The organism is Gorillibacterium terrae, assembly GCF_051594785.1.
Taxonomy (GTDB): domain Bacteria; phylum Bacillota; class Bacilli; order Paenibacillales; family NBRC-103111; genus Gorillibacterium.
In genome coordinates this window covers 1,906,841-1,931,689 of the sequence record NZ_JBPPGI010000001.1, presented here as the reverse complement: position 1 = coordinate 1,931,689, position 24,849 = coordinate 1,906,841, and the positions used below count along the sequence as shown (strand labels likewise).

Below are 24,849 nucleotides of genomic sequence, written 5' to 3'. Positions count from 1 at the left end.
TAATGAACTTCTCATGGCGGAAAGGTAAGATGGGAGCAAGAACAAGGACGGGAGAGGATGGAGCTGTGAAAAACACGGGATTTGCTCTGCTGCTATGCATGGTGCTCATGAGTTCCGGCTGTACGACAAGCCGAGAAGGAGGAGAGCGCGATCCGTTATCTGCAAACTCGCCGGCAGCGGCGTCGCGGGCAACGGCGTCACCGACAGCGACGCCTCCGGACGAATCGGCTGAAGCTGCGATCGATCAGACGGTCGATTCGCTGGCGGAAGCCGCCAAGGAAGCGGCGGGCGGGGCGCTTGCCGCCGTCTCTTCTGCTAGGGATGGAGCGCAGACAGCCTTGGATTCCCTGAGCGATCTACCCGTAGCGATAAACGGAGGACATGCGGAGTACACTTCTTGGTCGTTCGATCATGGGAAGAAGAAAATTCCGCTGGCCCACACGACGGAGAAGATCCGATTCTCCAACCGGAACGGCGGGATCACGTTCAAGCAAGGAGACGTCTCTGAGGTTGAAGTTAACGTCACCGTCGTGGTGGATCACAAGAGCCGGGAGGAAGCGAAGACCCTCGCCGATCGGACGGGACTTCGGGTAACTTCGGGCAGCGTGCTGGAAATAGCCACTTTCAGCGACGGAGAGGGAACCGCCTCGCTTCATCCCCCCCGGTTCCTGCTTACCGTTACGCTTCCCAGGCAAATGACGGCTCTTCTGCAGGCGGAGCAGGTGAACGGCGACCTTAGCGTCGACGGCTATACCGGCGGTCGGGTCGACTTGTCGACCGAGAACGGCCGCATTCAAGCGAAGCATCTGGAAGGAGAAGCGGTGCTCCGCCTCGTAAACGGAAAAATTGAGATCAGCGATGCCAAACAAGGAGTTCAGGCCACCGCGGTCAACGGGGAGATCGTCGCGAAGCGGATCAACGGGCCTTTGAACGTGGAGCTGACGACCGGCCGTCTGTCCGCTTCAGAGGTATTCTCGTTCGTCAAAGCCTTGGTCACGACGGGCACCGTCCGCGTGGAAAGCTCGAAGGTGCACGGCGATTGGGATGTGGAATCGTCGGCCGGCAGCGTGACCCTCGCCTGGCCCGAAGGGCAGGATGTCACGGTGGAGGGCGAGACGGGACTCGGCAAGGCGAGAACCGACTGGCCGCTATCCGCCAAGCGGCAGCAAGTGACGGGCACCCTGGGCAAAGGCACCTATCGCGTCCGCGCTTCGGCGCTCGCCGGGTTGTCTCTGCTTAAACAGGATTAGGTCCGTTCGGAACAACCAAGCCTCGTCTGACGAAGCATTCCTTTCGCTTCCGTTTCCCTTCCAACATCTGGATCCTTCCTTATTCCTTGACATCCGGTGAAATTCATGTCGATTCTGAACGGATTCTGCTTTATAATGAGGGCACCCACGGATGACACCACAACTGGGGAAACGTTGATTAAGAGGACGGGGAACGTATGGGGAAAAAGAAGACGGGTTGGAGAAGCTTCGGGATTGGCAGGCAGGTATTCTTGTTATCATTGGGACTTGTTCTCTTAACGGTCTTAACGATGGGCGCCTTCGTGATTCAGGGTCAGAAGGACCAAGTCAAGGCCGACGCGATCCGATCCATGGGGGAAATGCTCAATCTGGAAAGCGCCATGTTCGACTCGAAGTACCCGGGAGACTGGGAGGTTAAAGACGGCAAGCTGTTCAAGGGCGGCACGCTGATGAACGATAACAACGAAGTGATGGACACGGTTGCCGCAACGAGCGGCCACCTCGCCACCCTCTTCTTCAACGATACGCGCATTGCGACGTCGGTGAAGGATGCATCGGGCAAACGCCTCACCGGCACGAAGGCCTCTTCGCAAATCGTCGATGAAGTGCTGGTCAAGGGGAACAACCATTACGGCGATGCCAAAGTGGCCGATTTGACGATCTTTTCCGCCTACAAGCCGATTAAGGCGAAGGATGGATCGACCATCGGCATGCTCTTCCTGGGAGACCCCAAGCTGAAGAACGTGGTCGACAACTCCTGGAAGGATTCCCTGCATGAGATACTGCTCATCGAGCTGGTCGTTGTCGTTCTCGCCGGCCTGTTCTCGTATTTGTACACCCGACGGATCACCCGCCGCCTCAGCCGGATAGAAGATAAGCTGGAGCATGTTACCGAAGGGGACTTGACCACGGCCTCGCTCCCGGCAGGCCGACGGGACGAGGTAGACCGACTGACGCACAGCGTCAATCAGATGAACGAGGATCTGCACCAAATCGTCAGCAGCATCAGCGACGTCTCGCACCAGGTTGCCGCCTCCTCCGAGGAGCTGTCCGCGATCGCCCAAGAGACGAGCGCTTCCACCGAGCATGTCGGCTCGCTGACGGAAAACCTGGCCGACGGCTCAGAAAAACAGACGGCGCTCGTGCGCCGCACCTCCGATACGCTTGCGACGATGGCGGACGAAATCGTCCAGATGTCCAAGCTGTCGGCGGATGCCGTCGAGAGCATGCAGCTCGCCGCCCAAGAAGCGAACCGGAGCTATGAAGCGGGCAGCGAGGTCCTGCGGCAGATGCAGGAGGTCATGAAGTCGACCGATCAGACGTTCCGGTCGATCGGTCAGCTCGCGGAGCGCTCCGGGGAGATTGGCGGAATCGCCCAGATTATGAGCAACCTGTCCAAGCAGACCAATCTGCTTGCGCTGAATGCCGCCATTGAGGCGTCCCGCGCCGGCGAGAGCGGCCGCGGCTTCGCGGTGGTCGCGACGGAGATCCGCAAGCTGGCGGAGCAATCCGCCTCGTCCGCCCAGCAGGTGGCGGAGATTGTCAAAGTCATCCAGGACGATACCCGCGAAGCCAAGGAATGGATCACCCATGACCGGGAAGCGGTCATTGCCGGTACCGAGATGACCGAACGGATCATCGCCGCGCTCGGCTTGATCCAGACCAAAGTCACCGAAGTCTCCCGCAAGCTGAATGAAGCCCGCGCTTCGGTGCTGACCGTAGACGGCGGAAGCCGGGAGCTCTCCGGCATGATGGCGGAGGTCAAGAGCGCCGCCGACCAGGCAGCCGAAGCGACGCATCAAGTATCCGCCACCTGCGAGGAACAGCTTGCCGCGATGGAAGAGATCGCGAGCTCGGCCATGGCGCTCGCCTCGCTTGCCGAACAATTGCAGACGACGCTCGGTAAATTCAGAATCGCTTAATGGAATAGCCTTATTGGTGGAAAACTCTCTGTCGACGCGAACATGCGGCCGGGCGTTTTCCTTTTTTTGTGTTTTGGGCTTGAAATCGATTCTCATTGGTGCTACCATAAGGGTATCAAATATAGGGTAGGGGGGTATCGTAAATGCAAAATCAAGCCAAGGACAGCACCCCAGCCGGGCAGCAGTTGACCTTCGGCGTCTCCGGCATGACCTGCGCCGCCTGCGCCACCCGCATCGAGAAGGGACTCAGCAGGCTTCCCGGCGTGAGCCAAGCGAACGTGAACCTTGCGACGGAGAAGGCGTCGGTGGTCTATGATTCCACGGCGGTCACCCAGGAAGCGATCGAGCATAAGGTGGCCGATCTCGGCTACAGCGTCCGCCGCGAGAAAGCGGAGCTGGACATCTCGGGCATGACCTGCGCGGCCTGCGCGACGCGGATCGAGAAGGTGTTGAACAAGCAGCCGGGCGTGGAGGCCACCGTCAATCTGGCGTTGGAGCGCGCCACCGTCCATTATAACGCAAGCCAGATTACAGTGCCGGAGCTGATCGGCCGGATCGAGACGATCGGCTACAAGGCCAAGCCGCACACCACCCAGGAAGGCCAGAAGCGGGAACAAGACAAGCACCTGCGGATGCTGAAGCTCCGCTTCGCCGTCTCCGCCGTGCTCTCGATTCCGCTTCTTTGGGCGATGTTCGCCCACTTCGGCCTGAGCCTGTACGTGCCGGAGCTGTTCACCAACGTCTGGTTTCAATTTGCCATCGCCACTCCGGTTCAGTTCGTGATCGGCTGGCCGTTCTACCGCAGCGCCTACAAGGCCTTGAAGAACGGCAGCGCGAATATGGATGTGCTCGTGTCGCTCGGCACCTCGGCCGCTTACGTCTACAGCGTCATCGAGACGTTCCGCTTCGCCGGAGCCGCGGCGCATCACAACGAGATGCCGGAGGTGTACTTTGAAGTCAGCGTCATCCTCGTCACCCTGATCCTGCTCGGCAAGTGGTTCGAGGCGCTCGCCAAGGGCCGCACCTCCGAGGCGATCAAGAAGCTGATGGGCCTCGCCCCGAAGAATGCCACCGTCATCCGCGACGGCGCGGATGTGGTCATTCCGGTAGAGGAAGTGAAGGTCGGCGATCAGATCCGCGTCCGGCCCGGCGAGAAGATTCCCGTCGACGGCACCGTGCTGTCGGGAACGACCGCCGTGGATGAATCGATGCTGACCGGCGAGAGCCTGCCGGTCGACAAGAAGCCCGGCGATCCGCTGATCGGAGCGACGATCAACAAGAACGGGGCGCTCGTCATGGAAGCGGCCAAGATCGGCAAGGACACGGCGCTCGCGCAAATCATCCGGATCGTCGAGGAGGCGCAGGGCTCCAAGGCGCCGATTCAGCGGCTCGCCGATAAGATCTCCGGCGTCTTCGTGCCGGTCGTGGTCGGCCTGGCCGCGCTGGTCTTCCTGCTGTGGTTCTTCGTCATCGACCCGGGCCATTTCACCCGCGCCTTCGAGAACGGCATCGCCGTGCTGGTGATCGCTTGCCCCTGCGCCTTGGGGCTTGCGACGCCGACCTCGATCATGGTCGGCACCGGCAAGGGAGCCGAGCACGGCATCTTAATCAAGGGCGGCGAGCACCTGGAGACGGCGCACCGGCTGACGGCCGTCATCCTGGATAAGACCGGCACGCTCACCAAGGGCAAGCCGGAGCTGACGGACGTTCTCTCCCTCGAAGGCTGGAACGGCGACGAGCTGCTTGCCCTTGCCGCGAGCGCGGAACGGGCCTCGGAGCATCCGCTCGCCGAGGCGATCGTGAAGGGAGCCGAGGACAAGGGGCTGGAGGTCACGCCCTCCGACCGGTTCGAAGCGATTCCCGGCTTCGGCCTGAAGGCGGAGGTGAGCGGCCGGACGCTTCACATCGGCACCCGCAAGCTGTTCGAGCGGGAGGGCATGGATGCGAAGCTGCTCGAACCGGCGATGGAGCGGTGGGAGGCCGAAGGCAAGACCGCCATGCTGATCGGCGTGGACGGCCGACCGGCCGGGGCCGTCGCCGTCGCGGATACCGTCAAGGAATCGTCGCTCGATGCGGTCCGCCGCCTGCAGGGGCTCGGCCTGAAGGTCGTCATGATCACCGGCGACAACCGGCGCACCGCCGAGGCTATCGCCCGCCAGGTCGGCATCCGGGACGTGCTGGCCGAAGTTCTGCCGGAAGACAAGGCCGGCGAAGTGCAGAAGCTGAAGGACCGCGGCGAGCGGGTGGCCATGGTCGGCGACGGCATCAACGATGCGCCGGCGCTGGCGCTGGCCGACATCGGCATGGCGGTCGGCACCGGAACCGATGTCGCCATCGAGGCGGCGGACATCACGCTCATGCGCGGCGATCTCGGCAGCATTGCCGACGCCATTGAGCTGAGCCGCAAGACCATGCGCAACATCCGGCAGAACCTGTTCTGGGCGTTCTTTTACAACTCCATCGGCATTCCGGTTGCAGCGGCGGGGCTGCTCGCTCCGTGGGTAGCGGGAGCCGCGATGGCGTTCAGCTCGGTCTCGGTGGTCCTGAATGCCCTGCGGCTGAAGCGCATCAAGCTTTAACCCGGATGAATCCCGATGAATCCCGATGAATCCGGAGATCTGCGCAACAACCCGGCATCCTTCCTCGACAGAGGGTTTGCATAGATGACACTCACTAAATGAAATGGGAGATGACGAATCATGGCACAAGCGGTATTGAAGGTAGAAGGCATGTCGTGCAACCATTGCGTACAAACGGTGGAGAAGGCGCTGGGTAAGCTGTCCGGCGTGGAAAAGGTGAAGGTCGAGCTGGCCGACAAGAAGGTATCCGTCGATTATGCGGAAGGCCAGGTTACCGTGGATGCCTTGAAATCGGCCATTGAAGAGCAAGGCTATGATGTGGTAGGGTAAAAGGAAGGAATCGGCCGAATGGGAGCCGGGGCAGGGCGCCCTGGCTTTCCCCGTTCCCCGCCGGATAAGGAGGAACCTCCATGGAACAGATCGAAGTGGAAGCGACGGATAGCGAAGCCTGCTCCCATGCGGATGAGTCGGGGGTTCGCAAGAGCCATCACAACGATAAATTGAAGAGCAACCTGATGTCGCGGCTGAACCGCATCGAAGGCCAAGTGCGCGGCGTCAAGGGCATGATCGAGAAGGACACCTACTGCGACGATGTGCTGAATCAGATCAGCGCGATCCAGGCGGCCCTGTCCGGCGTCGGCAAGCTGCTCCTGGAAGGCCACATGAAGAGCTGTGTGACCGAACGGCTGCAGGAAGGCGACCAAGAAGTAATCGACGAGCTGCTCGTCACCATCCACAAGCTGATGAAATAACCGATCGTTGCGGGAAGACGGCAAGCAGTCCGAGAAGGGCTGCTTTTTCTCTTGAAATAAGCAAAACTTGCAACGAAGCCGCAGCTTTCGCGTACTAGAGTAGAATCGATTTCCATTTCGCACGGAGAAAGGAGCCTTGCTATGCCCTTGTTCGGTAAACTTGGCGAGCGCATCGATCAGACCCTCCGCCAGCATCGCTTGAAGGCGTATACCCGTTTGGTTAGCGAGGTGCGCGGTCTGGACTATTCCGGCAAGACCGACGCCGAGCTGCGCGGCATGTCCGAGGAGCTGAAGCGGCGCTCCCGGTCGGGAGAAGAGCCCGACGCGCTGCTGGTGCCGGCCTTCGCCCTGGTGGCCGAAGCCGCTGCGCGCAAGCTAGGCATCAAGCCGTACGACAGCCAGATTCTGGGCGGCTCGGCGCTTGCGGCTGGCAAGCTGGTCGAGATGCAGACGGGCGAAGGCAAGACGCTTGCCGCCGTGTTCGCCGTCTACCTGCGCGCCCTAAGCGGACAGGGTGTGCATGTGCTGACCTTCAACGACTACCTGGCCGAGCGGGACGCCCGCTGGATGGGGCCGGTCTACGAGCTGCTCGGAATGACCGTCCGCTCGATCCAGGCGCATACCGCACCGGAGGAGCGCCGCGCCGCCTATGCGGCGGATGTTACCTATGTCACGGCGAAAGAAGCCGGGTTCGATTACCTGCGGGACGGCCTTGCCCGCAAGCCCGAAGAGCTGCTGCATCGCCCGCTCCATTATGTGCTGGTCGACGAGGCCGATTCGATCCTCATCGACGAAGCCCGCATCCCGCTCGTCATCGCCGGAGCGAAACCGGCGGAGGGAGGGGCTTCCGCCCGAATGGCGGAGATCGCGGAGGCGCTGGAGCCGGGCGTCGATTACGATACCGATGAGTTCAAGCGCAACGTGTTCTTAACCGACGAAGGCTCGCTCAAGGCGGAGCAGCTGCTCGGCATCGGCAGCCTGTACGCCTCCGAGCACTTGGCGGAGCTGACCGGGCTAAACTGCGCGCTGCACGCCAAGGTGCTGCTTGTGCGGGATGTCGACTACATCGTCCAAGACGGCGCAGCCCGCCAGGTCGATGCGGCCACTGGACGCTTGGCCGAGAACAGGCGCTGGCCGGATGGGCTGCAAGCCGCCGTCGAAGCCAAGGAAGGCCTCGCCCCGCAGAGCCGCGGGCAGATGCTCGGCACCATCCCGCTGCAGCATTACCTCAGCTTGTATCCGTCCATGGCGGGAATGACCGGCACCGCGCTCACCTCCGCCGACGAGTTTAAGGAGACGTACTCCTTGGAGGTCGTCGTCATCCCGCCTAACCGGATGAATATCCGCGAAGACCTGCCGCCGCTGATCTTCACGCATGCGGAGGCGCAGCGGCAGGCCATCGTCCAAGAGGTGGTTCGCATTCACGCAACGGGCCGTCCAGTCCTGCTTGGGACGGCCAGCGTCGAGGAATCGGAGCAGCTCAGCGCCCTGCTGCAGGCGGCCGGCATCGTCTGCCGGGTGCTGAATGCCCGGAACGACCGCGAAGAAGCCGGCATCATCGCCCAGGCGGGCGAGCTTGCAGCGGTGACCGTCTCCACCAACATGGCCGGCCGCGGCGTCGATATCGTGCTCGGCGCAGGCAAGAACGGCGAGATGGAGCGGGTTCGGCAGCTCGGCGGCCTGTACGTCATCGGTACGCATCTGCACGAGAGCCTGCGCATCGACAACCAGCTCCGGGGCCGCGCCGGACGGCAGGGCGACCCGGGCACCACCCGCTTTCTCGTCAGCCTGGAGGACGAGGTGCTGGTCCGCTACCGCCTGGCGGACGAGCTGCCGAAGGAGTGGGCCGGACGCCGCCGGGACGAGCCGGTGAACACCCCGGCGTTGGAGCGCAAGCTGGAGCATATCCAGCGGGTGGCGAACGGCCAGCAGTTCGAGGCCCGCAAGAACCTCAATTCGTATTCCGACCTGCTCGAAGAGCAGCGGCGCATTTTCCGCGGCGAGCGGGAGGACGTGCTGATGGACCGGGTCGTGTCCTCGCCGCTGTCCGTCTACGAACCGTCCGACTATGAGCGGCTGCGGGGAACCCTCGGCGAATCGAAGCTCGCGGTTCTCGAGAAGCTAGCCGCTCTGCATTACATGGACAAGTGCTGGGCGGACCATCTGGACTACGTTAACTATCTGAAGGAAAGCGTCCATCTGAGCAGCCTGAGCAACCGCAACCCGCTGGACGAGTTCAACGTCAACCTGATCCAAGCCTTCACCGGGCTGCCCGGCAAGATCGAAGAGGAAACCGTCCGCTATCTGAAGAACCTGCGGCCATCTGCAGATTTCGATCCCGAGCGAAACGGTCCCCAGAAGCCGGATTCCACCTGGACCTATGTCGTCAACGACCTGTTCCTGCTGACCCGGCGTTCCATCTTCGACTGAGCCGATTCGACTAAGCCGAAACTCGTTAAACCCGGACAGCGAGCTACAAGCACAAAGCCGCCGACCCGCGCTCCTTGCTTACACAAGAAGGGCGGGTCGGCGGCTTTTTGACGAAGGTTTGTCGCTAAAGAATGGGCGAGAGGAGGCGGCTGAAGGATTCCTTGATCCTCATCAGGTAAGGGCGGCGCCGGTATTGGTCCAGCGTGAGCAGCCGGGAATCCTCGATATCCGCCTGAAAGCAGCGCAGGAGCTTTGCGGCCAACACCTCGTCATAGACAAAGGCGTTAACCTCAAAATTCAACCGGAAGCTCCGGACATCGATGTTGGCCGTTCCCACCGAGGACACTTCCTCGTCGACCACCAGCGTTTTGGCGTGGATGAACCCATTCTCGTACAAGTAGACCCGGGCTCCAGCCTTCAACAGCTCGCCGATGTAGGAGAGGGTGGCCCAATGGACGAACGGGTGGTCGGGCTTATCCGGGATCATCAGCGTCACATCCAGGCCGGAGAGGGCGGCGATTCGCAACGCATCCATCATACTGGCATCGGGAATGAAATACGGAGTCTGGATGTAGATCGACCGCTTGGCGGACGAGATCATCTTGATATAGCCGTCCTTGATGACCTCCCACACGGAGTCCGGACCGCTCGTCACGATCTGCACCCCGGCGCTTCCTTCCGCCAGTTGGGCGGGCAGCAGCTCCGGGAAGAAATGAAACGGCTTATCGGGTGCGGCCTGGTTCCAATCGAGCATGAAGCGGCAGTGCATGAAGAACACCGAGGGTCCTTGAATGCGGAGATGCGTATCGCGCCAATACCCGAATTTGGGGTCCAGGCCCAGGTACTCCTCGCCGACATTAAAGCCTCCGACATAGCCGATCCGGCCGTCTACGATGACCAGCTTGCGGTGGTTGCGATAGTTGAGCCGCATGTTGATCAGCCGAAGCCGCGACGGGAAGAAGGCTTGGGCTTGACCGCCCGCTTCGCGAAAAGCCTGAAAGAACTTATTGTTCAGGCGCCGCGAGCCAAGCTCGTCATAGAGAACGCGAACCCGGACGCCCTGGCGGGCTTTTTCCGTTAGGAGGTCGATGAACCTCTGGCCCAGCCAGTCCTTCTGGAAAATGTAATACTGCACGTGAACGTACTCGCGCGCATCCTGGATATCCTTGAAGAGCTGATCGAACTTCTCGTGGCCGTCGACTAACAGATCGACCCGGTTGGTCTCGGACAGGACGGCGTGATTGTTGTTCAGCAGCATGTAGATCAGATCGCGGTTGTGGAAGGAGGACGGGTTCTGGAATTTGTAATCGCCGGTCCGGATTTCCTCCAATTGAGCGACCACGGCTTCCTCGAGCCGGAGCTTCTCGCGGCTGTCCCAATGAAAGAGAGGGGTCCGACGGAAATTCTGGGCGAAGAGAAGGTAGAGCACGAACCCGGCAATCGGGATAAAATACAGCACGAGCAGCCAAGCCCAGGTTGACCCGGCATCCTTGCGCTCCTGGAACACGACAATAATAGCAAAGATCAGGTTAAGCAGGAGGATCAAGCCGAGAAACAGGGTGGTCCAGTTCATGGGAAACGGTACGACTCCTTTGGGGGTATAATCGATATGCTGCCGAATTGTCTTATTATACCTCCGAATCGACAAGAAACGGAAGTCATTGGTTCTAGGGACACACGAAGAAACCGTCCCGATGGGTAGGGAGTTTGAATTCACAAGGCGAATCGCAGCAAGGGTCGGACCCTCAGCAGAAAGAGTGAAGCGATTGCCGGGAATAGTGCTCGGACTTTATAAATGATCCCTGTTTTTTGATTTATCATGGCAGACCAGTCAAACCACTGTATGCAGGGATACGAAACGATCGGCACAATCTGGAATGGGAACCGAAACTATGTGTTATTTTAATAATATAAATCACCTTGAGTAAACCTTTCAGCCTGCCAAAAGGTCTGAGTTAACAGGAGTTGGTTGATATGAAGATACCAAAATGCGCGGTTTCTAATGTATCAGGTGACACCCAAGGAGTCCATGAGGCGGAAATGGCCCGGATCGCGCGATTGATCTATACGTACGCTCCAACTGACGGTCTTTTTGACGGGCGTATCCCCGGATTATATATCGGCCGCACTTCTCGAATCTATGCAGAGGGTCAATATACCATCTACACCCCCTCCATAGGCTTCGCCGTACAAGGCACAAAAAAAATTACCGTGGGACCGGATGTATACACGTACACGAAGTCCAGTATTTTCGTTGCTCCCTTAGCTTTTCCAGCCCGTATACAAATCACTCAAGCCAGCCCTTCCGAGCCGTTCTTAGGCCTTAGATTGGATTTGGACCCACAAAGAATCGCCGAATTAGTCCTAAAAGTATATTCCCAAGGCATGCCTTCCGTCCGCCGTAGAAGCGCAGGTTATGTCATCAACGCTGATTTGAGCATGATTAACGCAGTGACGAGGCTGATCGAATGTCAGTCGGACTCCATGGCCGCCGACTTCGTTGCTCCGCTTGTGATGGATGAGATTTTGATTAGGCTTCTGTGCAGTCCGGTCGGTGTTCACGTTGCTGAATTAGGAGTAGCGGATTCGAGTCTGTAGCGGGTTGCCAAAGCTATTGCCTGGCTTCGTGACAACTTCTCGCAACAAATCAAGATTGCAGACTTGGCCGATTTGGTCCATATGAGCGTGTCCTCTTTCCATGAACATTTTAAATCGGCCACTTCCATGAGCCCGCTGCAATACCAAAAAGCGCTGCGTCTCCACGAAGCAAGGCGTCTGCTAGCAGCGGGCGAATTGGACACGGTTACCGTCTATCGGTTGGTTGGATATGTAAGCCACTCCCAATTTAGCCGCGATTACAGCCGTTTTTTCGGAAACCCGCCAAGCCGGGATATCGCCAGACTTCGCAAGCCTACCTATAGACTCGATTGAAATTCCGAATCCGATTCGTAGGATTGGGCAAAAAGTGACGAAGAATAGGCACACCTATGGATGGGGCGGATGCTAGAATGACTTTATCCTATTTACTCAAACAAAATGGAGGGAATCGAAATGAACAATCACGCATCCACCCCGGCCACCATGCGGACGATCCGCTTCCACGACTACGGTGAACCGACCGATGTCCTGCGCATGGAACTGACAGCGATCCCTGACCCGGGCCCCGGACGCATTCGCGTAACGGTGCGCGCTTGCGGACTGAATCCGGCCGACTGGGCCCTGTGTAGAGGGCTATATCCCGGTAATCTGCCCCGCGGCATTGGGCTGGATGTGTCCGGAATTGTGGACGCAGTCGGTGACGGCGTCACCGAAGTCGCCATCGGCGATGCCGTTCTGGGCTCTGTCGACTTCGCCGGCAGCTCGAGCGCCGGCGCGTCGGACCGAGCGATCTTGAACCACTGGGCCCTTATCCCGGCAGGACTCGACTTTGTTCAGGCTGCGGCGCTGCCACTGGCGGTCGAGACTGCCTACCGGAGCATTGAAAGCCTCGGAGTGACATCGGAGCATATCCTGCTGGTGCACGGGGCCGGCACAATGGTCGGCTTCGCTGCCGTCCAGATTGCCCTCATGCGCGGCGCCCGCGTGGTCGCTACCACAGGTGCTACTTACTCCGACCGGCTTCGTACGATGGGAGCGGAGGTAACCTCGTACGGTGACGGATTGGTCGAGCGGGTGACCGAGCTGGCCAGGCAGCCGGTGGACCTGATCTTGGACACCGCACCGGTCAGCGGCGTACTGCCCGATCTGATCCAGATCGCCGGGGGTGATCCCCGCCGTGTTCTAACCATTAGCGACTTCGCCGCAGCAGCCGGACTCGGAGTCCGTACTACCTTCACAGAGAGCCAACCCCCGCGTTATGACGTTATCGGCGAATTTGCCCAGCATGCCGCGGACGGCAAGTTCATCATCCCGGTCGCCCAGACCTTCGCCCTCGACGAGTGGCGTACAGCTGTTGACATCGGTCAGAGCGGACACGCCCATGGCAAACTGGTTCTCCTGCCTGCCGGCGACTGATGCAGGGACGTATGATTTTCCCCGGCCAGACGGGGCCATACCGGTACGTCGGTCTCGCTTGACGTTCCTCTCGCACCGATCACGTCTAGGCACCTCGGTGAGGCTGCAAGGGGCACTGCTTTAACAGCTGATCGCGGGGTTATAACGAAAAGGGGGCTCGCACGAATAAGTCGTTCGGGCCCCGGGCATTAGTCATATCTCTTTTGGCAAGTTGATCTATACTTTAGAAAAGCCGCCTTGCTGAGAGGGGGCAAATTTATTGAGGAGATCTCAAAAGATTCCAGAATTAGAGCTAGTAATAGAATTAGGTCACGCCGACTCTGAAAAAGCTGAAATCAAAGTTGAAATAGCCCATCTTAAGTTTACATAATATATATTATGTTTTTTAATAAGTCCAAGCTTTTTCCATTGTGATTGAAAGGTGAACGGGCCGCACTAAGCTTAGTTCGGGCAAATTCACAGGATAGATCGTTTTTTGCGTGGGTACACGAGTTACGGCCCCCAAAATAAACTCCGACTGCCGCTTGACTTGGAGTTAACTCCAGACTGTACACTTAGAATAGGCAAAGCAATCGCCTGATCTACAAAGAAGAGAAGGAGTGGATCTTTCCATGCAATATACCCGTCTAGGAAATACCGGCTTGGAGGTCTCGCGGATCTGCCTCGGCTGCATGGGCTTCGGCGATGCCTCGCGCTGGGTTCATCCGTGGGTGCTGAACGAAGAGCAGAGCCGTCCGATCATTAAACAAGCGTTGGAGCTCGGCATCAACTTCTTTGATACGGCCAATGTGTACTCCCGTGGAGCAAGCGAGGAAATCGTCGGGCGGGCCTTAAAGGAGTATGCCGACCGCGATGAAATCGTGATTGCGACGAAGGTGCACGGCCGGATGCAGGAGGGACCGAACGGCGGCGGCTTGTCCCGGAAGGCCATCCTGAGCGAAATCGACAAAAGCCTGAAGCGGCTCGGAACGGATTATGTGGACCTGTACCAGATTCACCGCTGGGATTACGACACTCCCATTGAAGAGACGATGGAGGCTCTGCATGATGTAGTGAAAGCCGGAAAAGCGCGGTATATCGGCGCGTCGGCCATGTACGCCTGGCAGTTCCAAAAAGCGCTGTATACAGCAGAGAAGCATGGGTGGACCCGCTTCGTCTCGATGCAGAATCATTTGAATTTGATCTACCGCGAGGAGGAACGGGAGATGCTCCCCCTTTGCCGGGAAGAAAAGATCGGGGTGATTCCTTACAGCCCGTTGGCCGGCGGTCGACTGACGCGCGAACCGGGCGAGACAACCCATCGCTCCGACACCGACCAAGTGGCCAAATCGAAATACGATGCGACGGCGGATACCGATCGGCTGATTGTCGAGCGGCTGGCGGAGCTGGCCAAGGAGCACGGCGTTCCCCGCGTGCAAATCGCCTTAGCCTGGCTGCTGCATAAGCATCCCGTCACCGCTCCTATCGTCGGGGCAACCAAACTTTCTCATCTCGAAGATGCGACAGCCGCACTTGCCGTTTCGTTGACAGCGGAAGAGATCGCATTCTTGGAGGAACCGTATGTGCCTCACCGCGTCGTAGGTGCCCTATAAGCGATTGATCATTCGGCCGACCCGCCAAGAGCGGTGAACCTACAATCATTCCCACAGGAGCCCCTTGGACGGGGGCTCTTTTTGCTGGTCGGAAGGGATTCACAAATTTGCCAATCGCATGCTAAGATCGAGAGGGGTTTGTTTTGCTGTAACCAGTATGAAATTTTGGTTCAGGCGGCAGAAGGATCAGGAGTGTTCTGACTATCCTACGAAAGAAGAAATGGCAGAGTACGTTGAAGAAACGGGGAAGATGGCTTGGTATTTTTTTGATATGAGCTTACAGGAGCGTGAGTCCAATGGTTTATGAATTTGATAGCGAAATCAAACGGCTGGACGGTAAGATAAAGTGGAATGTGATTTATTTCCCATACTCAGCAAAAGAAGTATTCCACACAAACGGCAAAGTACCGGTTCAAATCGTTGTGGACGGGCATGAGTTTGAGCACACGTTATTGCCGTCCAAAAATGGGCATTATTTGGTTTATAATGAACGGATTCGAAGCTCGGTACAGAAACAGCTCGGGGACCAACTGCATGTGAGCTTACAGAAATGCGAGACGAATCGCACGGTTGCGGTGCCGGATTATCTGACAGCAATCCTTGAAGAACAGCGCGGTCTGAATGCGTTCCTGAGACAGCCCGATTACCTGAAGCGGGAACAGATCAACTTTATTGAAGCTGCCAAAAAAGAAGAAACCAAAAACAACCGAATTCAAGCCTTAATTCATAAATTGAATGCAGCAGCAGTTGAAGATGAAATTCGATAGGACTTCGACGGTAAACGGCATTTCCGACATACATGTTCGCAAAACTCGTATTTTATACATATGTATATACGACTTTCTTTACGTGGCCTGAGCTCGGCGATTCTGCTGAGTTCAGGCCTTTGGAACTTTTACCCCCATTTGTTACTTCCCGTTCGGAGGTTTGATTTTCATGGATCAACGAATTCTGCTTCGCAATGAGCTCGACGCCATTATTACGGCTTCCCGAAGCTTTGTCAAACGTCTGCGTGATCGCAATGCGCACATTCTGGCTGCTCAGATTACGAATATTGGAATGCGATCTCGAAAGCTTAAAACTCGTCACGATTTGCTACTGCCTACCTACCGCGTTCAAGTCGGCCGTTTGCTCACGCTTAAGGTATCGATTACCCTTCCGGCTCATGAATGGCTTTTTATTGACGACAGCATAAAGAATGGCTCTGCTCTCTCCCGTTCCGAATATTTCCGGAAACTCTTTATGAGCAAAAAGCGCAAATTGAGCAAATGAGTTTTGGTAGCCTAAATTATACCTTGATAGCTTTCTGCGATAATACAACTTACTACAACTAAAACTAAAACGCGAGACAAAACTTGAAGTTTTGTCTCGCGTTTTTAAGGTAGCCAATTGGCTTCATCTCGATACTATGCAAATCACGGTTGGTTGATTGCCTTTCTACGGCTTTCATGGTTTGTATTACTCCAAATTTCGAGATGTCTCTTCATAAGATCAATAACATTGCTCATTAGTTAATCCTCCCCACAATATTGAAGCAAAAGAGAGATTACAGTTAGACTTTCCCGCCATTAATTCATCTTCGTGGTATACCTCCGAACTACACTTGTGCAGCTCCGCCATCCACGAACAATTCAATTCCATTTATATAGTTGCTTTCATTAGAGGCAAGAAACATTACAGCATTTGCAATTTCTTCAGATGTTCCCACTCTGCCTAGTGGAGTTACGGTCTTGGCATGTTCAAGGAATTTTTCTACCTCGGCTCCAAATAAGTAATTATAAGCCGGTGTATGAACGGATCCAGGACTAACGACGTTTACACGAATTTCAGTTCCTTTTAGATCAAGAATCCAGTTGCGAATTAACTGTCTTATTGCTGCCTTTGATGCGCCATAGACACTGAACGCTGGATTTCCAACGGAACCAGCCGTGGACCCGGTTATGATTATCGAACCTACATTGTTCGGAAACAAGGGCAACGCCTTTTGAACCGTGAATATCGTTCCTTTTACGTTAACGTCGAATGTTTTGTAATAATGTTCTTCTGTAATCTCACCCAATGGAAGGAATGACCCAAGCCCAGCATTTGCAAAGAGGATGTCCAAATGTCCTTTCTCTTGCTTCACTGCTTCGAACAGACTGTCTAAATCCGCCAGATTGGAAACGTCACCTTGAATACCGGTTACATTATCTCCAATCAACTTCACCGCTGAATCAAGTTCACTTTGTCTGCGTCCTGTAATAAAAACATGTGCACCTTCTTTTGCAAACTTCTGCGCTGTTGCAAGACCGATGCCGCTAGTACCCCCTGTTACAACCGCTACTTTTCCATTAAATTTTCCCATGTTATGACTCTCCTTGTAAGGTTAATTTTTGTCTCTTGACTGCCTTTTTTTCAAAAAAACTGTTAATAACTTCCCACAAATGATATTATGTATCAAAAGTAATAATAATAGAAGTACCCACTTTTTTGTTATATAGTAACTAAAAAGTAATAATTGAAACTGGAGGAGTTTACTACATGAAAGTTTATTATTGTAGCCTTGAAGTTACATTGGAGGTAATTGGGGGGAAATGGAAAGGGCTAGTTCTATATTATTTGATACATGGTCCAAAACGAACGAGTGAGTTAAAGCGACTAGTACACAATATAACTCAAAAAATGCTTATCCAAACGCTTAGAGAATTGGAAGCTGATGGACTTGTAAGCAGAAAAATGTTTAATCAGGTCCCTCCGAAGGTCGAATATTCGACCACAGAGCTTGGGCAATCGCTTGAACCGATTCTAAGAGCCCTTTGTCAATGGGGTGACGGTTATGCCGATAAAACATTCACTGAAGGAGAAGTGCAAATTTTGAAAGTTGATTAATAATCACTAGCGTTGCATGAATGATCTTAGAAATTTCATCATTTTCTATGTTTATGTGCTGCACAAAAAGAAAAATCCTTTACAATGGAATGGAAAATAGTACCTGTCCATATTCCGCGAAAAGGATTAGTCACATTAGTTTTCATCTTCCATAGTGTACTTGAGGGTTCCATCCCGTTCCTTTAGCCCCTCGGTGATGCATTTTACTGCGCTGGGCGGAACGGTTGCAGGAGTCGAATCCCTTCCTCAATGGATCCCTCCATCAGCTCTAAGAGCTGGGGCACCAGTTCCTGCATCCGGGGAGCGTTCAGATGCCGATCGAGAGCATCCCGGTTTTCCCAGCGTTCGTAGATGATGAATGTGCCAGGCTGGCCTTCTACCTCGTGAGCCTCGTAGTCCATGTTGCCCAGGTCGTTGCGCGACGGGGTGATGGCAGCCGTCATGAATGCCTTCATCTCGGCTTCTCTCCCTGCCCTAGCTTTCGCCTCCCAGAGTACAGTAACGTAACCATTCTTTATATCGTTCATGCTAATCCCTCCTAATTTAAATACTTAACGAACCACATCTAAACGGCGCAGCATGTTCAAACTGTTTTTGTGGCTTCATTCCTTCTCCCGTTACTGTAGCTTCATCTGGCTACGGAGCATCCGATCGAGGAGTTTGTCAGGAAGAATACGCACCAGTCGGGTCAGCAGTGCCGAATCGCGACCGACCGTATAGCGGGTGCGCGGCTTACTTGCGTGGATTGCCCGTGAAACCACTTCTGCCACTTTCTCAGGAGGGATACCGTCCGTTGCCCACGATTCAGCCTGAGCCTTCACGGCGTCAAAAAGACGATCATGGCGGCTGTGCTGATCGGGCGTCATCAACTTGGACAGCCGATCGGCTGTCGTAATCCCTTTCTCCGACAGACTAGTGCTGACACCCCCCGGAGTAATCATAATAACCTTGAGTCCGAACGAGGACATCTCTCTGCGGAGACTGTCATTGATCGCTTCCATCGCATACTTTGCAGCCGAATAGATTCCGAAACCGGGCATCGAGATTTTGCCGCCAACGGAACCGATATTGACTACGCGTCCGCCGCTGTTCAGCAAGGCCGGGGTAAGCGCCTGAATAACCGCGACCTGTCCGATTACACTGACTTCGATCTGGCGGCGAAATTCATCGAGCGGAACCATCTCGAGAGGTGCATTAACGGCGATGCCGGCATTGTTGACCACAGCCCGCACAGGACGACCAAGCGGATCTTGCTCCACCCGTTCGGCCAGTGCCTTTAGGGTGTCAATATTGGAAACATCGACGATTACCGGTTCGATATTTTTGCGTTTGATTTTGTCGGCGTCTTCCTGACGACGAACCCCCGCCAAAACGTGAAATCCATCAGAGGCGAGCTGCTCGGCGGTAGCCCTGCCGATGCCGCTGGACGTACCTGTGACGACGACAAGTTCTTGAGTATTGATTGACATAGTACCCCTCCTAAGTTGGATAAGATATGGATCACTGTATAGCACCGCTATATCGATATTATAGCACCGCTATACTGAGTTGTCTATAGCGGTGCTATATTTTTTCGAAGTGTTGTTTTGCGGTCTGAAAAAAGATCGCCGGCCTCCTGGAGGACCAGGTTGGATAGGCGATCTTTCATATGCGTCTTTATTTTGTTTTGAAGCTTCACCTCTATCATAAAAAAAACAAAGCCCCTAAATCGGGGGCTTTGCCTGGAGTCTTAAGGTTCTGTCATCGAATCCCTCAGTTTGAATCAGCGTCCGGACTTGGGATCAAAATGATCTGCATCACGCTTTCCCGAATGAGGTCAACGACGTCGGGCTGGGGTGGGGGCGCTTTGCGAATTTGGGCCGTCACATACAGCCAAGAGGCCGTATTGGCGGAAGCCCAGACCAGATCTGCCGCAGCCTGGGTCGACACAGCCAGCTTGCCTTCGGCGGCGACTCTCTGAATATTTTGCACCAGTGCTTGGTACGACTGATCTGCAGCCTCGATATGGGCGCCCTCGAGCAACCGCCCCATCATCGCCGCATAAATCCGAGGACGGGCTGCCGCGAAGCGAACATAGTCATCCCATCCTTGCCGAAGAGCCATCTCCGGAATGTTGGACTCCACAGCGGCGATCTTGCTTTCAAATAACTGTTTGAACGCTTCCACAATTGCTGCACTCAGGAGTCCATCGGCATTGCCAAAATGGTGGTAGAGCGTAGGTGCCGTAACCTGCGCGATCGCAGTTACGGCACGCGTCGAAAACTGGGCTCCGCCCTCCTCTTCGAGTACCTTAAGGGCAGCCGCCAATATTTTATCATATGTGTTCATGCATCCATTATAGCAGTGCTATATGAGTATGTCCACACCCTAGATATGAAACGGTTCTCCGTTGTCTACAGCATTACCCGATCTTAATTTAGCCTTCGATTAAATTCTTTATTGGATTCTCCAGTCCTTCTATAATTCCCTTAACTGCTTCGATATCACCTTTCCAGCCATAGTATAAAATCCTTAAATATTCTCCAAACACAATTGATCTGCCATCCGGATAGTCCATCCAGTTAAACTGATTGATATAAATACTATTATTCAATTTTGACTCATAGGAGTATGGAGCAATCTCAAGTTGGCCCTCTATGTATTTTCTTAACGTTCTGTATTGTCTGCCAGCTGCATGGCATTTTGAAACGAATATTAAACTTCTTACTTGAGAGAAATCATAAATTTCTTTGGCAAATAGAACATTTTCTTTGCTATTACGGGATTTATTTTCTATATGCATTCGTTCTTCAGGCACACCATTCATTGCGAGTTTTTCAAAGATTGCTTGTGCTTCTGGTTTTTCCCCTTCCATCCAACTCTCATGTTTCAATCCGAACCCCGATGTTCCGCCACTGATTAGGATCTCCTTAGCAAGCCCTTTGTTATAGGCATCCAGTGCTTTATGATAAGCCCCTGGATCTGTACTACCAAATATGAAAATAAGATCAGCGCTTTTGAGTTCTTTCTCACTGCAGAATACTATTTTTGTCAGTTCTTCAATTTGGTTTACTGTCAGTACTGGAACATCGGGATACTTAGGGATCTTCATTCATTTCCGCCTTTCATCTTTAGGGTTCGTTCATTCGTTTCGTAAGACTTCAATCCAGTTTGCCGAATCTGTTCTAACTCGGCGACCGAGAATACTTTCTGATTATACAGCTTCAGATATTCCTCCGATATTGAGCTGTCGAAGATAAGCAAGTCATCCGTATTGATCGTTACGGGTATGCCATTTTCATAAAGCTCTTTGATTGGATGATGATCATAAGATGTTGCTCTTTTAAGCATTACATTGCTCGTTGGGCAGACATTAAGTTGGATTCTATGGTTTCTCAACCATCTCATAACATCCTTAGATTGGACGGCCGTGATTCCATGATGCACTTCGGATAGCTCTAAAAATTCAACCGCTTCTCTTACATCATCGGCTGTTCCAAATTCTCCAACATGAGCTTTCAGTCTTAAGCCATACCCCCGAGCCTTTCTGTAGATTCTTTGAAAATTATGGATGGGTTGAGCAAGTTCATTGCCGCAAATATCAATGGATTTAAACCATTTCTTTTCCAGTATCTCATCCATTCTCGCATAAGCTTCATTTACATCACATTCCCGCCCCAGCGATAATTCTGGATAGAAGTTTGTCTCAGGCGCATAAACGTCATGATAAACATTTATTGTCTTGATAAAGTTGTCAATCCCACCCAAAAAATCGATTACCTCCAAGCCAAAGCTCAATGCCAAAACCACAATAGTATCTTCTTTCGCCTGTGCAAATGCAGCTTCTATTCGTTTTAGATATCCCGGCTTGCCGTTATCATAAATTTAATGGTTGAATTGAACCAGCTTTGCATGCCTTCTAAGTTTTCAAAAGGACGTTCGGAGGCACTAATATCGGCATTGGCCCATTTCGAGTAATACTTGATCCGGCCGCCCTTACCTCCATGAGTGTGGATGTCGCTTTTTGGTACAAGCATTAATTTACTTAAGGATTGTTCCACCAATGCTTCTTCAAGAGTTACCATATTAGTTGCACCTCGTTTCTAACTTGGCGGGTATTGCGTAATAGCAAAGGACACAGATTGGGTACTCATCCTCGCTTAAGATACCTTCTTCCTTCAGTAATAACTTACTCCCCATTAAAAAAACGTAGGAGTTCAGATTGAAAACTTTTTGCAGTAAAACCAAGTTCTCGATTTTTATGAACAATTAGACCATGCGAAAAACTCATTTTGGAATTGAACGGAAGGATCTTTAGGGTACCCGTCTTTAGTTCGTTGTTAATGGCTATTACAGGGACTAAGGCAAAACCTTTTCCACAGCTTACATATTGTTTAACCATGTCAAGACTGGATAGCTCTAACGCATCTTTAACCGTAACCCCGGCTTCTTTTAAAACCTCTACAGCAGTCGTATGATACAAACAAGATGTGCCGTTGCTTATAAAAAGCTCGTCATTTAGAATCTGGACTCCCGCATGTCTCACCCTCCGAGATATTTCCTCCGATGCTGCAAAAACGATCTCCTCTTCCATTAATGGATAAAAAAGAATATCATGGCGTTTCGGATCGCGAGGAACAATTCCAAAATCCAGCTCATAATCCAGTACGCCTTTAAGGATGTCTTGATGCGATCCTTGTTCAATACGCAACGTCACACTTGGAGAATTTCTCGTATATTCCTGCACAAAGGGAAGCATACGAGTAAGAAAAAAAGATTCTTGCGTTCTCATACGTATCGTTCCGCTTGGTTGATCCAGTTTGTTCATACTTTCTTTAAGGGAATGACTTAAGTGAACATACTGATAAGCATATTTTGAAAATACCTTCCCCGCTTCTGTAAGTTCTATCCCCCGTGGATATCGATGAAACAATTTTTGTCCGCAAATTTTCTCCAACTGTTGAATGTGAGTGGTTACGGTGGACTGAACATAGCCTAGGCGATCTGCAGCTTGACTGAAGCTTTTTTCTTCAAGTAAGGCAATAAACGCCAGAAAATAACGGCCTTCTAATGAATCTATCACATCGATCCCTCTTTTGTATTTCAATTTGAAATAGTAGACATTCGATTTATTCGTTAGTCAAATATATATTTTTATAATACGATAACCGTAGTTCAAAACCAACTAATAAATTGATTCACAAGGGGATGTCAGAATGAGAACTCATTATCATCAACAAAAAGTTGGAGATGTCGAAGTTTTTTATCGGGAAGCCGGTCCCAAGGACGGTCAAGTTATATTGTTATTACACGGGTTTCCGTCTTCTAGTCATATGTTTCGCGACCTAATTCCCAAGCTGGCAGAACAATACCGTGTCATCGCCCCTGATCTCGCTGGATTCGGTCAAACCAAAACTCCGCCGCGCAGTCAATTTCACTTTACATTTGACAGCCTGTTCCAAGTTATTGAAGGTTTTACTGAAGCATTGGGACTCGACCAGTATGTTCTGTATGTGTTTGATTACGGCGCACCTGTTGGTTATCGGTTGGCAATGGCTCACCCGCACAGAGTTCAAGCCATTATTAGTCAGAATGGTAACGCTTATCTTGAGGGATTTAGTGACGCTTGGGGATCCTGGGAGACGTATTGGCACTCTCCGACACCTGAAAATCGTGAAGCATGCCGCGATTCCTTGACCCCCGAGACCATTCTCAATTTTCAGTATCTACATGGAGCGGATGCCAGCCTTGTTTCACCAGACGGGTATTCCTTAGATATTGCTTACATGTCGCGCCCGGAAGCTGAAGAAGTCCAATTGGACTTGATTCTTGATTATAGAACAAATGTGGATCGTTATCCTGACTTTCAGGCGTATTTCCGTAAGTATCAACCTAAGCTTTTAGCCGTATGGGGAAAAAATGATCCTGCTTTCCTCCCTGCTGGAGCTGAAGCTTATAAGCGTGACATTCCATCTGCGGAAGTCCATTTTCTTGATACAGGGCATTTTGCTCTCGAAACACATGTTAATGAGATCAGTGAGCTAATTCAGCAATTCCTAAACCACGCACTTGTAGGCTGACCGATCATGGCTTGCTTCTCTTATGCGCTTGTCCCGCGACAGAACTATAACTTCTCAATTTTATCGGCTGCTATGAAGCGCACAAAAGCTCAATGAAACAGCTGAATGGTTTTACGCTGTTTCATTGAGCTTTAAGTTTTTCATCCAAAAGCCTACTCGATTAACTACATAACACATGGGAGTGGTAAAATGTCTCGTAACAAATCATCTTTTATTATCTTCATTCTGGCATTCGGTATTTTCGGGATTGTGAACACCGAGATGGGTTTTATTGGTATTCTCCCTCATCTGACTGAGCATTTTCACATTTCATTATCCCAAGCGGGTTTGCTTGTCAGCTTATTTGCTCTGGCAGTGGCGATTTCTGGACTGTTTATGCCCTTGCTTCTCTCGGGAATAAACAGCAAAGTCCTCATGCTAATTGCCATGGGATTGTTCACCTTATCTGGGTTTGTTTCGATTTATGCGCCAAGCTTCGAGGTGCTTCTCGTCGCGAGAATTATACCGGCCTTCTTACACCCCGTTTTTTTCTCGGTTGCTTTCGTTGCTGCAGCTAATTCCGTAAGGGAAGAGTACGTGGCGCGAGCAACCTCCAGAATATTGATGGGCAGCAGTGCCGGGATGGTTATTGGATCCCCCATCGCAGCCTTGCTCGCAGATGTACTATCTCTGCAGGCATCCCTCTATTTCTTTGCCATCGTTAATATGATTGCGCTAATCTTCATAATAATCTTTGTTCCGTCTATGCCTGTCCGAGAAAAACTTACGTATGGATCGCAATTAAGCGTGCTGCGCAAACCGATTGTGTGGAATAGTATCATCACCATGGTTCTACTGAATGCGGGCATGTACGCGACTTTCAGCTTCTTTGCAGAATTCCTGGATGGAATTACTGGAATGAACGGTAGGCAAATAAGCGTTATGCTGTTTATTTTTGGGACAATGGGATTAATCGGTAATGTCATATCGGGTTTCTTACTGCAAAAACGTGCCATGCGAACTGCACTGGTTTTTCCAATTATCTTCGGAATCGTCTACCTGCTGGTCTTTGTGTTGGGAGACTACTCTATCCCTATGACCCTGTTGATTGCCTTGTGGGGAACATTGTATACAATTGGACTTAACATCTGTCAGAATTCGATAACTACCGCAGCATTCGAAGCTCCTACGTTTGCCAATGGTTTGTTCGTAGCTTTGGGAAATATGGGAATAGCTTTGGGAACCTTTGTCGGGGGAGCGGTTATCGCTGATTTTGGGACGAGATCGATTGTTTGGATAGGCATCCTGTTCATGGTTTTAAGCTTTGGATTTATCGCTGTCCGCGCTTTTCGCTACAATCCAAAGAAAGTGGCAACGAATGACTGAATATCATCGTGGTTATAG

24 protein-coding genes are annotated in these 24,849 nt (G+C 53.0%); 15 read left to right on the top strand and 9 right to left on the bottom strand.

Features of this window, described 5'->3' with window-relative positions; all coding sequences use genetic code 11:
* Positions 1 to 65 precede the first annotated feature (65 nt).
* From ACSEXS_RS08590 to secA2, 6 genes are all read left to right on the top strand, one after another.
* A complete protein-coding gene (locus tag ACSEXS_RS08590) occupies positions 66 to 1,250 on the top strand; it encodes a DUF4097 family beta strand repeat-containing protein (protein ID WP_438432747.1) in 1,185 nt (394 codons plus the stop codon).
* Positions 1,251 to 1,447: 197 nt separating this feature from the next.
* Positions 1,448 to 3,172: a methyl-accepting chemotaxis protein gene (locus ACSEXS_RS08585; RefSeq protein WP_438432746.1), complete on the top strand. Its 1,725-nt coding sequence runs from the start codon at positions 1,448 to 1,450 to the stop codon at positions 3,170 to 3,172.
* 143 nt (positions 3,173 to 3,315) lie between these two features.
* Positions 3,316 to 5,751: a heavy metal translocating P-type ATPase gene (locus tag ACSEXS_RS08580; RefSeq protein ID WP_438432745.1), complete on the top strand. Its 2,436-nt coding sequence runs from the start codon at positions 3,316 to 3,318 to the stop codon at positions 5,749 to 5,751.
* A gap of 120 nt (positions 5,752 to 5,871) precedes the next feature.
* Positions 5,872 to 6,081: a copper chaperone CopZ gene (gene copZ / locus ACSEXS_RS08575; protein ID WP_438432744.1), complete on the top strand. Its 210-nt coding sequence runs from the start codon at positions 5,872 to 5,874 to the stop codon at positions 6,079 to 6,081.
* An 80-nt stretch (positions 6,082 to 6,161) separates the two neighbouring features.
* Positions 6,162 to 6,503, top strand: a complete 342-nt coding sequence (locus tag ACSEXS_RS08570) for a metal-sensitive transcriptional regulator (RefSeq protein ID WP_438432743.1) — start codon at positions 6,162 to 6,164, stop codon at positions 6,501 to 6,503.
* A gap of 147 nt (positions 6,504 to 6,650) precedes the next feature.
* Positions 6,651 to 8,933: an accessory Sec system translocase SecA2 gene (gene secA2, locus ACSEXS_RS08565; protein WP_438432742.1), complete on the top strand. Its 2,283-nt coding sequence runs from the start codon at positions 6,651 to 6,653 to the stop codon at positions 8,931 to 8,933.
* A 124-nt stretch (positions 8,934 to 9,057) separates the two neighbouring features.
* Here secA2 and cls read toward each other — a convergent pair whose 3' ends face one another.
* Positions 9,058 to 10,506 (bottom strand): cardiolipin synthase, encoded by a 1,449-nt coding sequence (gene cls / locus ACSEXS_RS08560; protein ID WP_438432741.1) that lies wholly within the window; start codon positions 10,504 to 10,506, stop codon positions 9,058 to 9,060.
* 401 nt (positions 10,507 to 10,907) lie between these two features.
* Here cls and ACSEXS_RS08555 point away from each other — a divergent pair, with 401 nt between their 5' ends.
* The 6 genes from ACSEXS_RS08555 to ACSEXS_RS08530 all read left to right on the top strand — a co-directional run bounded on the left by ACSEXS_RS08555 (position 10,908) and on the right by ACSEXS_RS08530 (position 15,811).
* Positions 10,908 to 11,531, top strand: a complete 624-nt coding sequence (locus ACSEXS_RS08555) for an AraC family transcriptional regulator (RefSeq protein WP_438432740.1) — start codon at positions 10,908 to 10,910, stop codon at positions 11,529 to 11,531.
* Between the two features lie 15 nt (positions 11,532 to 11,546).
* The gene (locus tag ACSEXS_RS08550; RefSeq protein WP_438433113.1) at positions 11,547 to 11,864 is read left to right on the top strand and encodes a helix-turn-helix domain-containing protein; all 318 of its coding nucleotides are present in this window, start codon (positions 11,547 to 11,549) and stop codon (positions 11,862 to 11,864) included.
* 105 nt (positions 11,865 to 11,969) lie between these two features.
* Complete coding sequence (locus ACSEXS_RS08545) at positions 11,970 to 12,947, top strand: NADP-dependent oxidoreductase (protein ID WP_438432739.1); 978 nt, start codon at positions 11,970 to 11,972, stop codon at positions 12,945 to 12,947.
* Positions 12,948 to 13,558: 611 nt separating this feature from the next.
* A complete protein-coding gene (locus ACSEXS_RS08540) occupies positions 13,559 to 14,539 on the top strand; it encodes an aldo/keto reductase (RefSeq protein WP_438432738.1) in 981 nt (326 codons plus the stop codon).
* A 296-nt stretch (positions 14,540 to 14,835) separates the two neighbouring features.
* The gene (locus ACSEXS_RS08535; RefSeq protein ID WP_438432737.1) at positions 14,836 to 15,306 is read left to right on the top strand and encodes a YdeI/OmpD-associated family protein; all 471 of its coding nucleotides are present in this window, start codon (positions 14,836 to 14,838) and stop codon (positions 15,304 to 15,306) included.
* 169 nt (positions 15,307 to 15,475) lie between these two features.
* The gene (locus ACSEXS_RS08530; RefSeq protein WP_438432736.1) at positions 15,476 to 15,811 is read left to right on the top strand and encodes a hypothetical protein; all 336 of its coding nucleotides are present in this window, start codon (positions 15,476 to 15,478) and stop codon (positions 15,809 to 15,811) included.
* A gap of 325 nt (positions 15,812 to 16,136) precedes the next feature.
* On the opposite strand, the gene ACSEXS_RS08525 is transcribed toward ACSEXS_RS08530, so the two are convergent.
* On the bottom strand, positions 16,137 to 16,883 hold the full coding sequence (locus ACSEXS_RS08525; protein ID WP_438432735.1) for an SDR family NAD(P)-dependent oxidoreductase: 747 nt from the start codon (positions 16,881 to 16,883) through the stop codon (positions 16,137 to 16,139).
* 176 nt (positions 16,884 to 17,059) lie between these two features.
* On the opposite strand from ACSEXS_RS08525, the gene ACSEXS_RS08520 reads away from it, so the two are divergent.
* A complete protein-coding gene (locus ACSEXS_RS08520) occupies positions 17,060 to 17,407 on the top strand; it encodes a winged helix-turn-helix transcriptional regulator (RefSeq protein ID WP_438432734.1) in 348 nt (115 codons plus the stop codon).
* Between the two features lie 203 nt (positions 17,408 to 17,610).
* Here the strand turns inward: ACSEXS_RS08520 and ACSEXS_RS08515 are convergent, their stop codons facing one another.
* The 7 genes from ACSEXS_RS08515 to ACSEXS_RS08485 form a co-directional block, all read right to left on the bottom strand.
* On the bottom strand, positions 17,611 to 17,934 hold the full coding sequence (locus ACSEXS_RS08515) for a putative quinol monooxygenase (protein WP_438432733.1): 324 nt from the start codon (positions 17,932 to 17,934) through the stop codon (positions 17,611 to 17,613).
* A 90-nt stretch (positions 17,935 to 18,024) separates the two neighbouring features.
* On the bottom strand, positions 18,025 to 18,876 hold the full coding sequence (locus ACSEXS_RS08510; protein ID WP_438432732.1) for an SDR family NAD(P)-dependent oxidoreductase: 852 nt from the start codon (positions 18,874 to 18,876) through the stop codon (positions 18,025 to 18,027).
* Positions 18,877 to 19,159: 283 nt separating this feature from the next.
* Positions 19,160 to 19,735 (bottom strand): TetR/AcrR family transcriptional regulator, encoded by a 576-nt coding sequence (locus ACSEXS_RS08505; protein ID WP_438432731.1) that lies wholly within the window; start codon positions 19,733 to 19,735, stop codon positions 19,160 to 19,162.
* 88 nt (positions 19,736 to 19,823) lie between these two features.
* A complete protein-coding gene (locus ACSEXS_RS08500; protein ID WP_438432730.1) occupies positions 19,824 to 20,498 on the bottom strand; it encodes a YdcF family protein in 675 nt (224 codons plus the stop codon).
* Positions 20,495 to 21,196: an amidohydrolase family protein gene (locus ACSEXS_RS08495; RefSeq protein WP_438432729.1), complete on the bottom strand. Its 702-nt coding sequence runs from the start codon at positions 21,194 to 21,196 to the stop codon at positions 20,495 to 20,497. The genes ACSEXS_RS08500 and ACSEXS_RS08495 overlap by 4 nt, the downstream gene beginning before the upstream one ends.
* Before the next feature lie 44 nt (positions 21,197 to 21,240).
* Complete coding sequence (locus ACSEXS_RS08490; RefSeq protein ID WP_438432728.1) at positions 21,241 to 21,471, bottom strand: hypothetical protein; 231 nt, start codon at positions 21,469 to 21,471, stop codon at positions 21,241 to 21,243.
* Positions 21,472 to 21,575: 104 nt separating this feature from the next.
* Positions 21,576 to 22,469: a LysR family transcriptional regulator gene (locus ACSEXS_RS08485; protein ID WP_438432727.1), complete on the bottom strand. Its 894-nt coding sequence runs from the start codon at positions 22,467 to 22,469 to the stop codon at positions 21,576 to 21,578.
* Positions 22,470 to 22,602: 133 nt separating this feature from the next.
* Between ACSEXS_RS08485 and ACSEXS_RS08480 the strand changes: the two genes are divergently transcribed.
* Both ACSEXS_RS08480 and ACSEXS_RS08475 read left to right on the top strand, forming a co-directional pair.
* Entirely contained in the window at positions 22,603 to 23,466 is an 864-nt protein-coding gene (locus ACSEXS_RS08480; RefSeq protein WP_438432726.1) for an alpha/beta fold hydrolase, read from the top strand.
* Between the two features lie 189 nt (positions 23,467 to 23,655).
* Entirely contained in the window at positions 23,656 to 24,831 is a 1,176-nt protein-coding gene (locus tag ACSEXS_RS08475; RefSeq protein WP_438432725.1) for an MFS transporter, read from the top strand.
* The last annotated feature ends 18 nt before the right edge of the window (positions 24,832 to 24,849 follow it).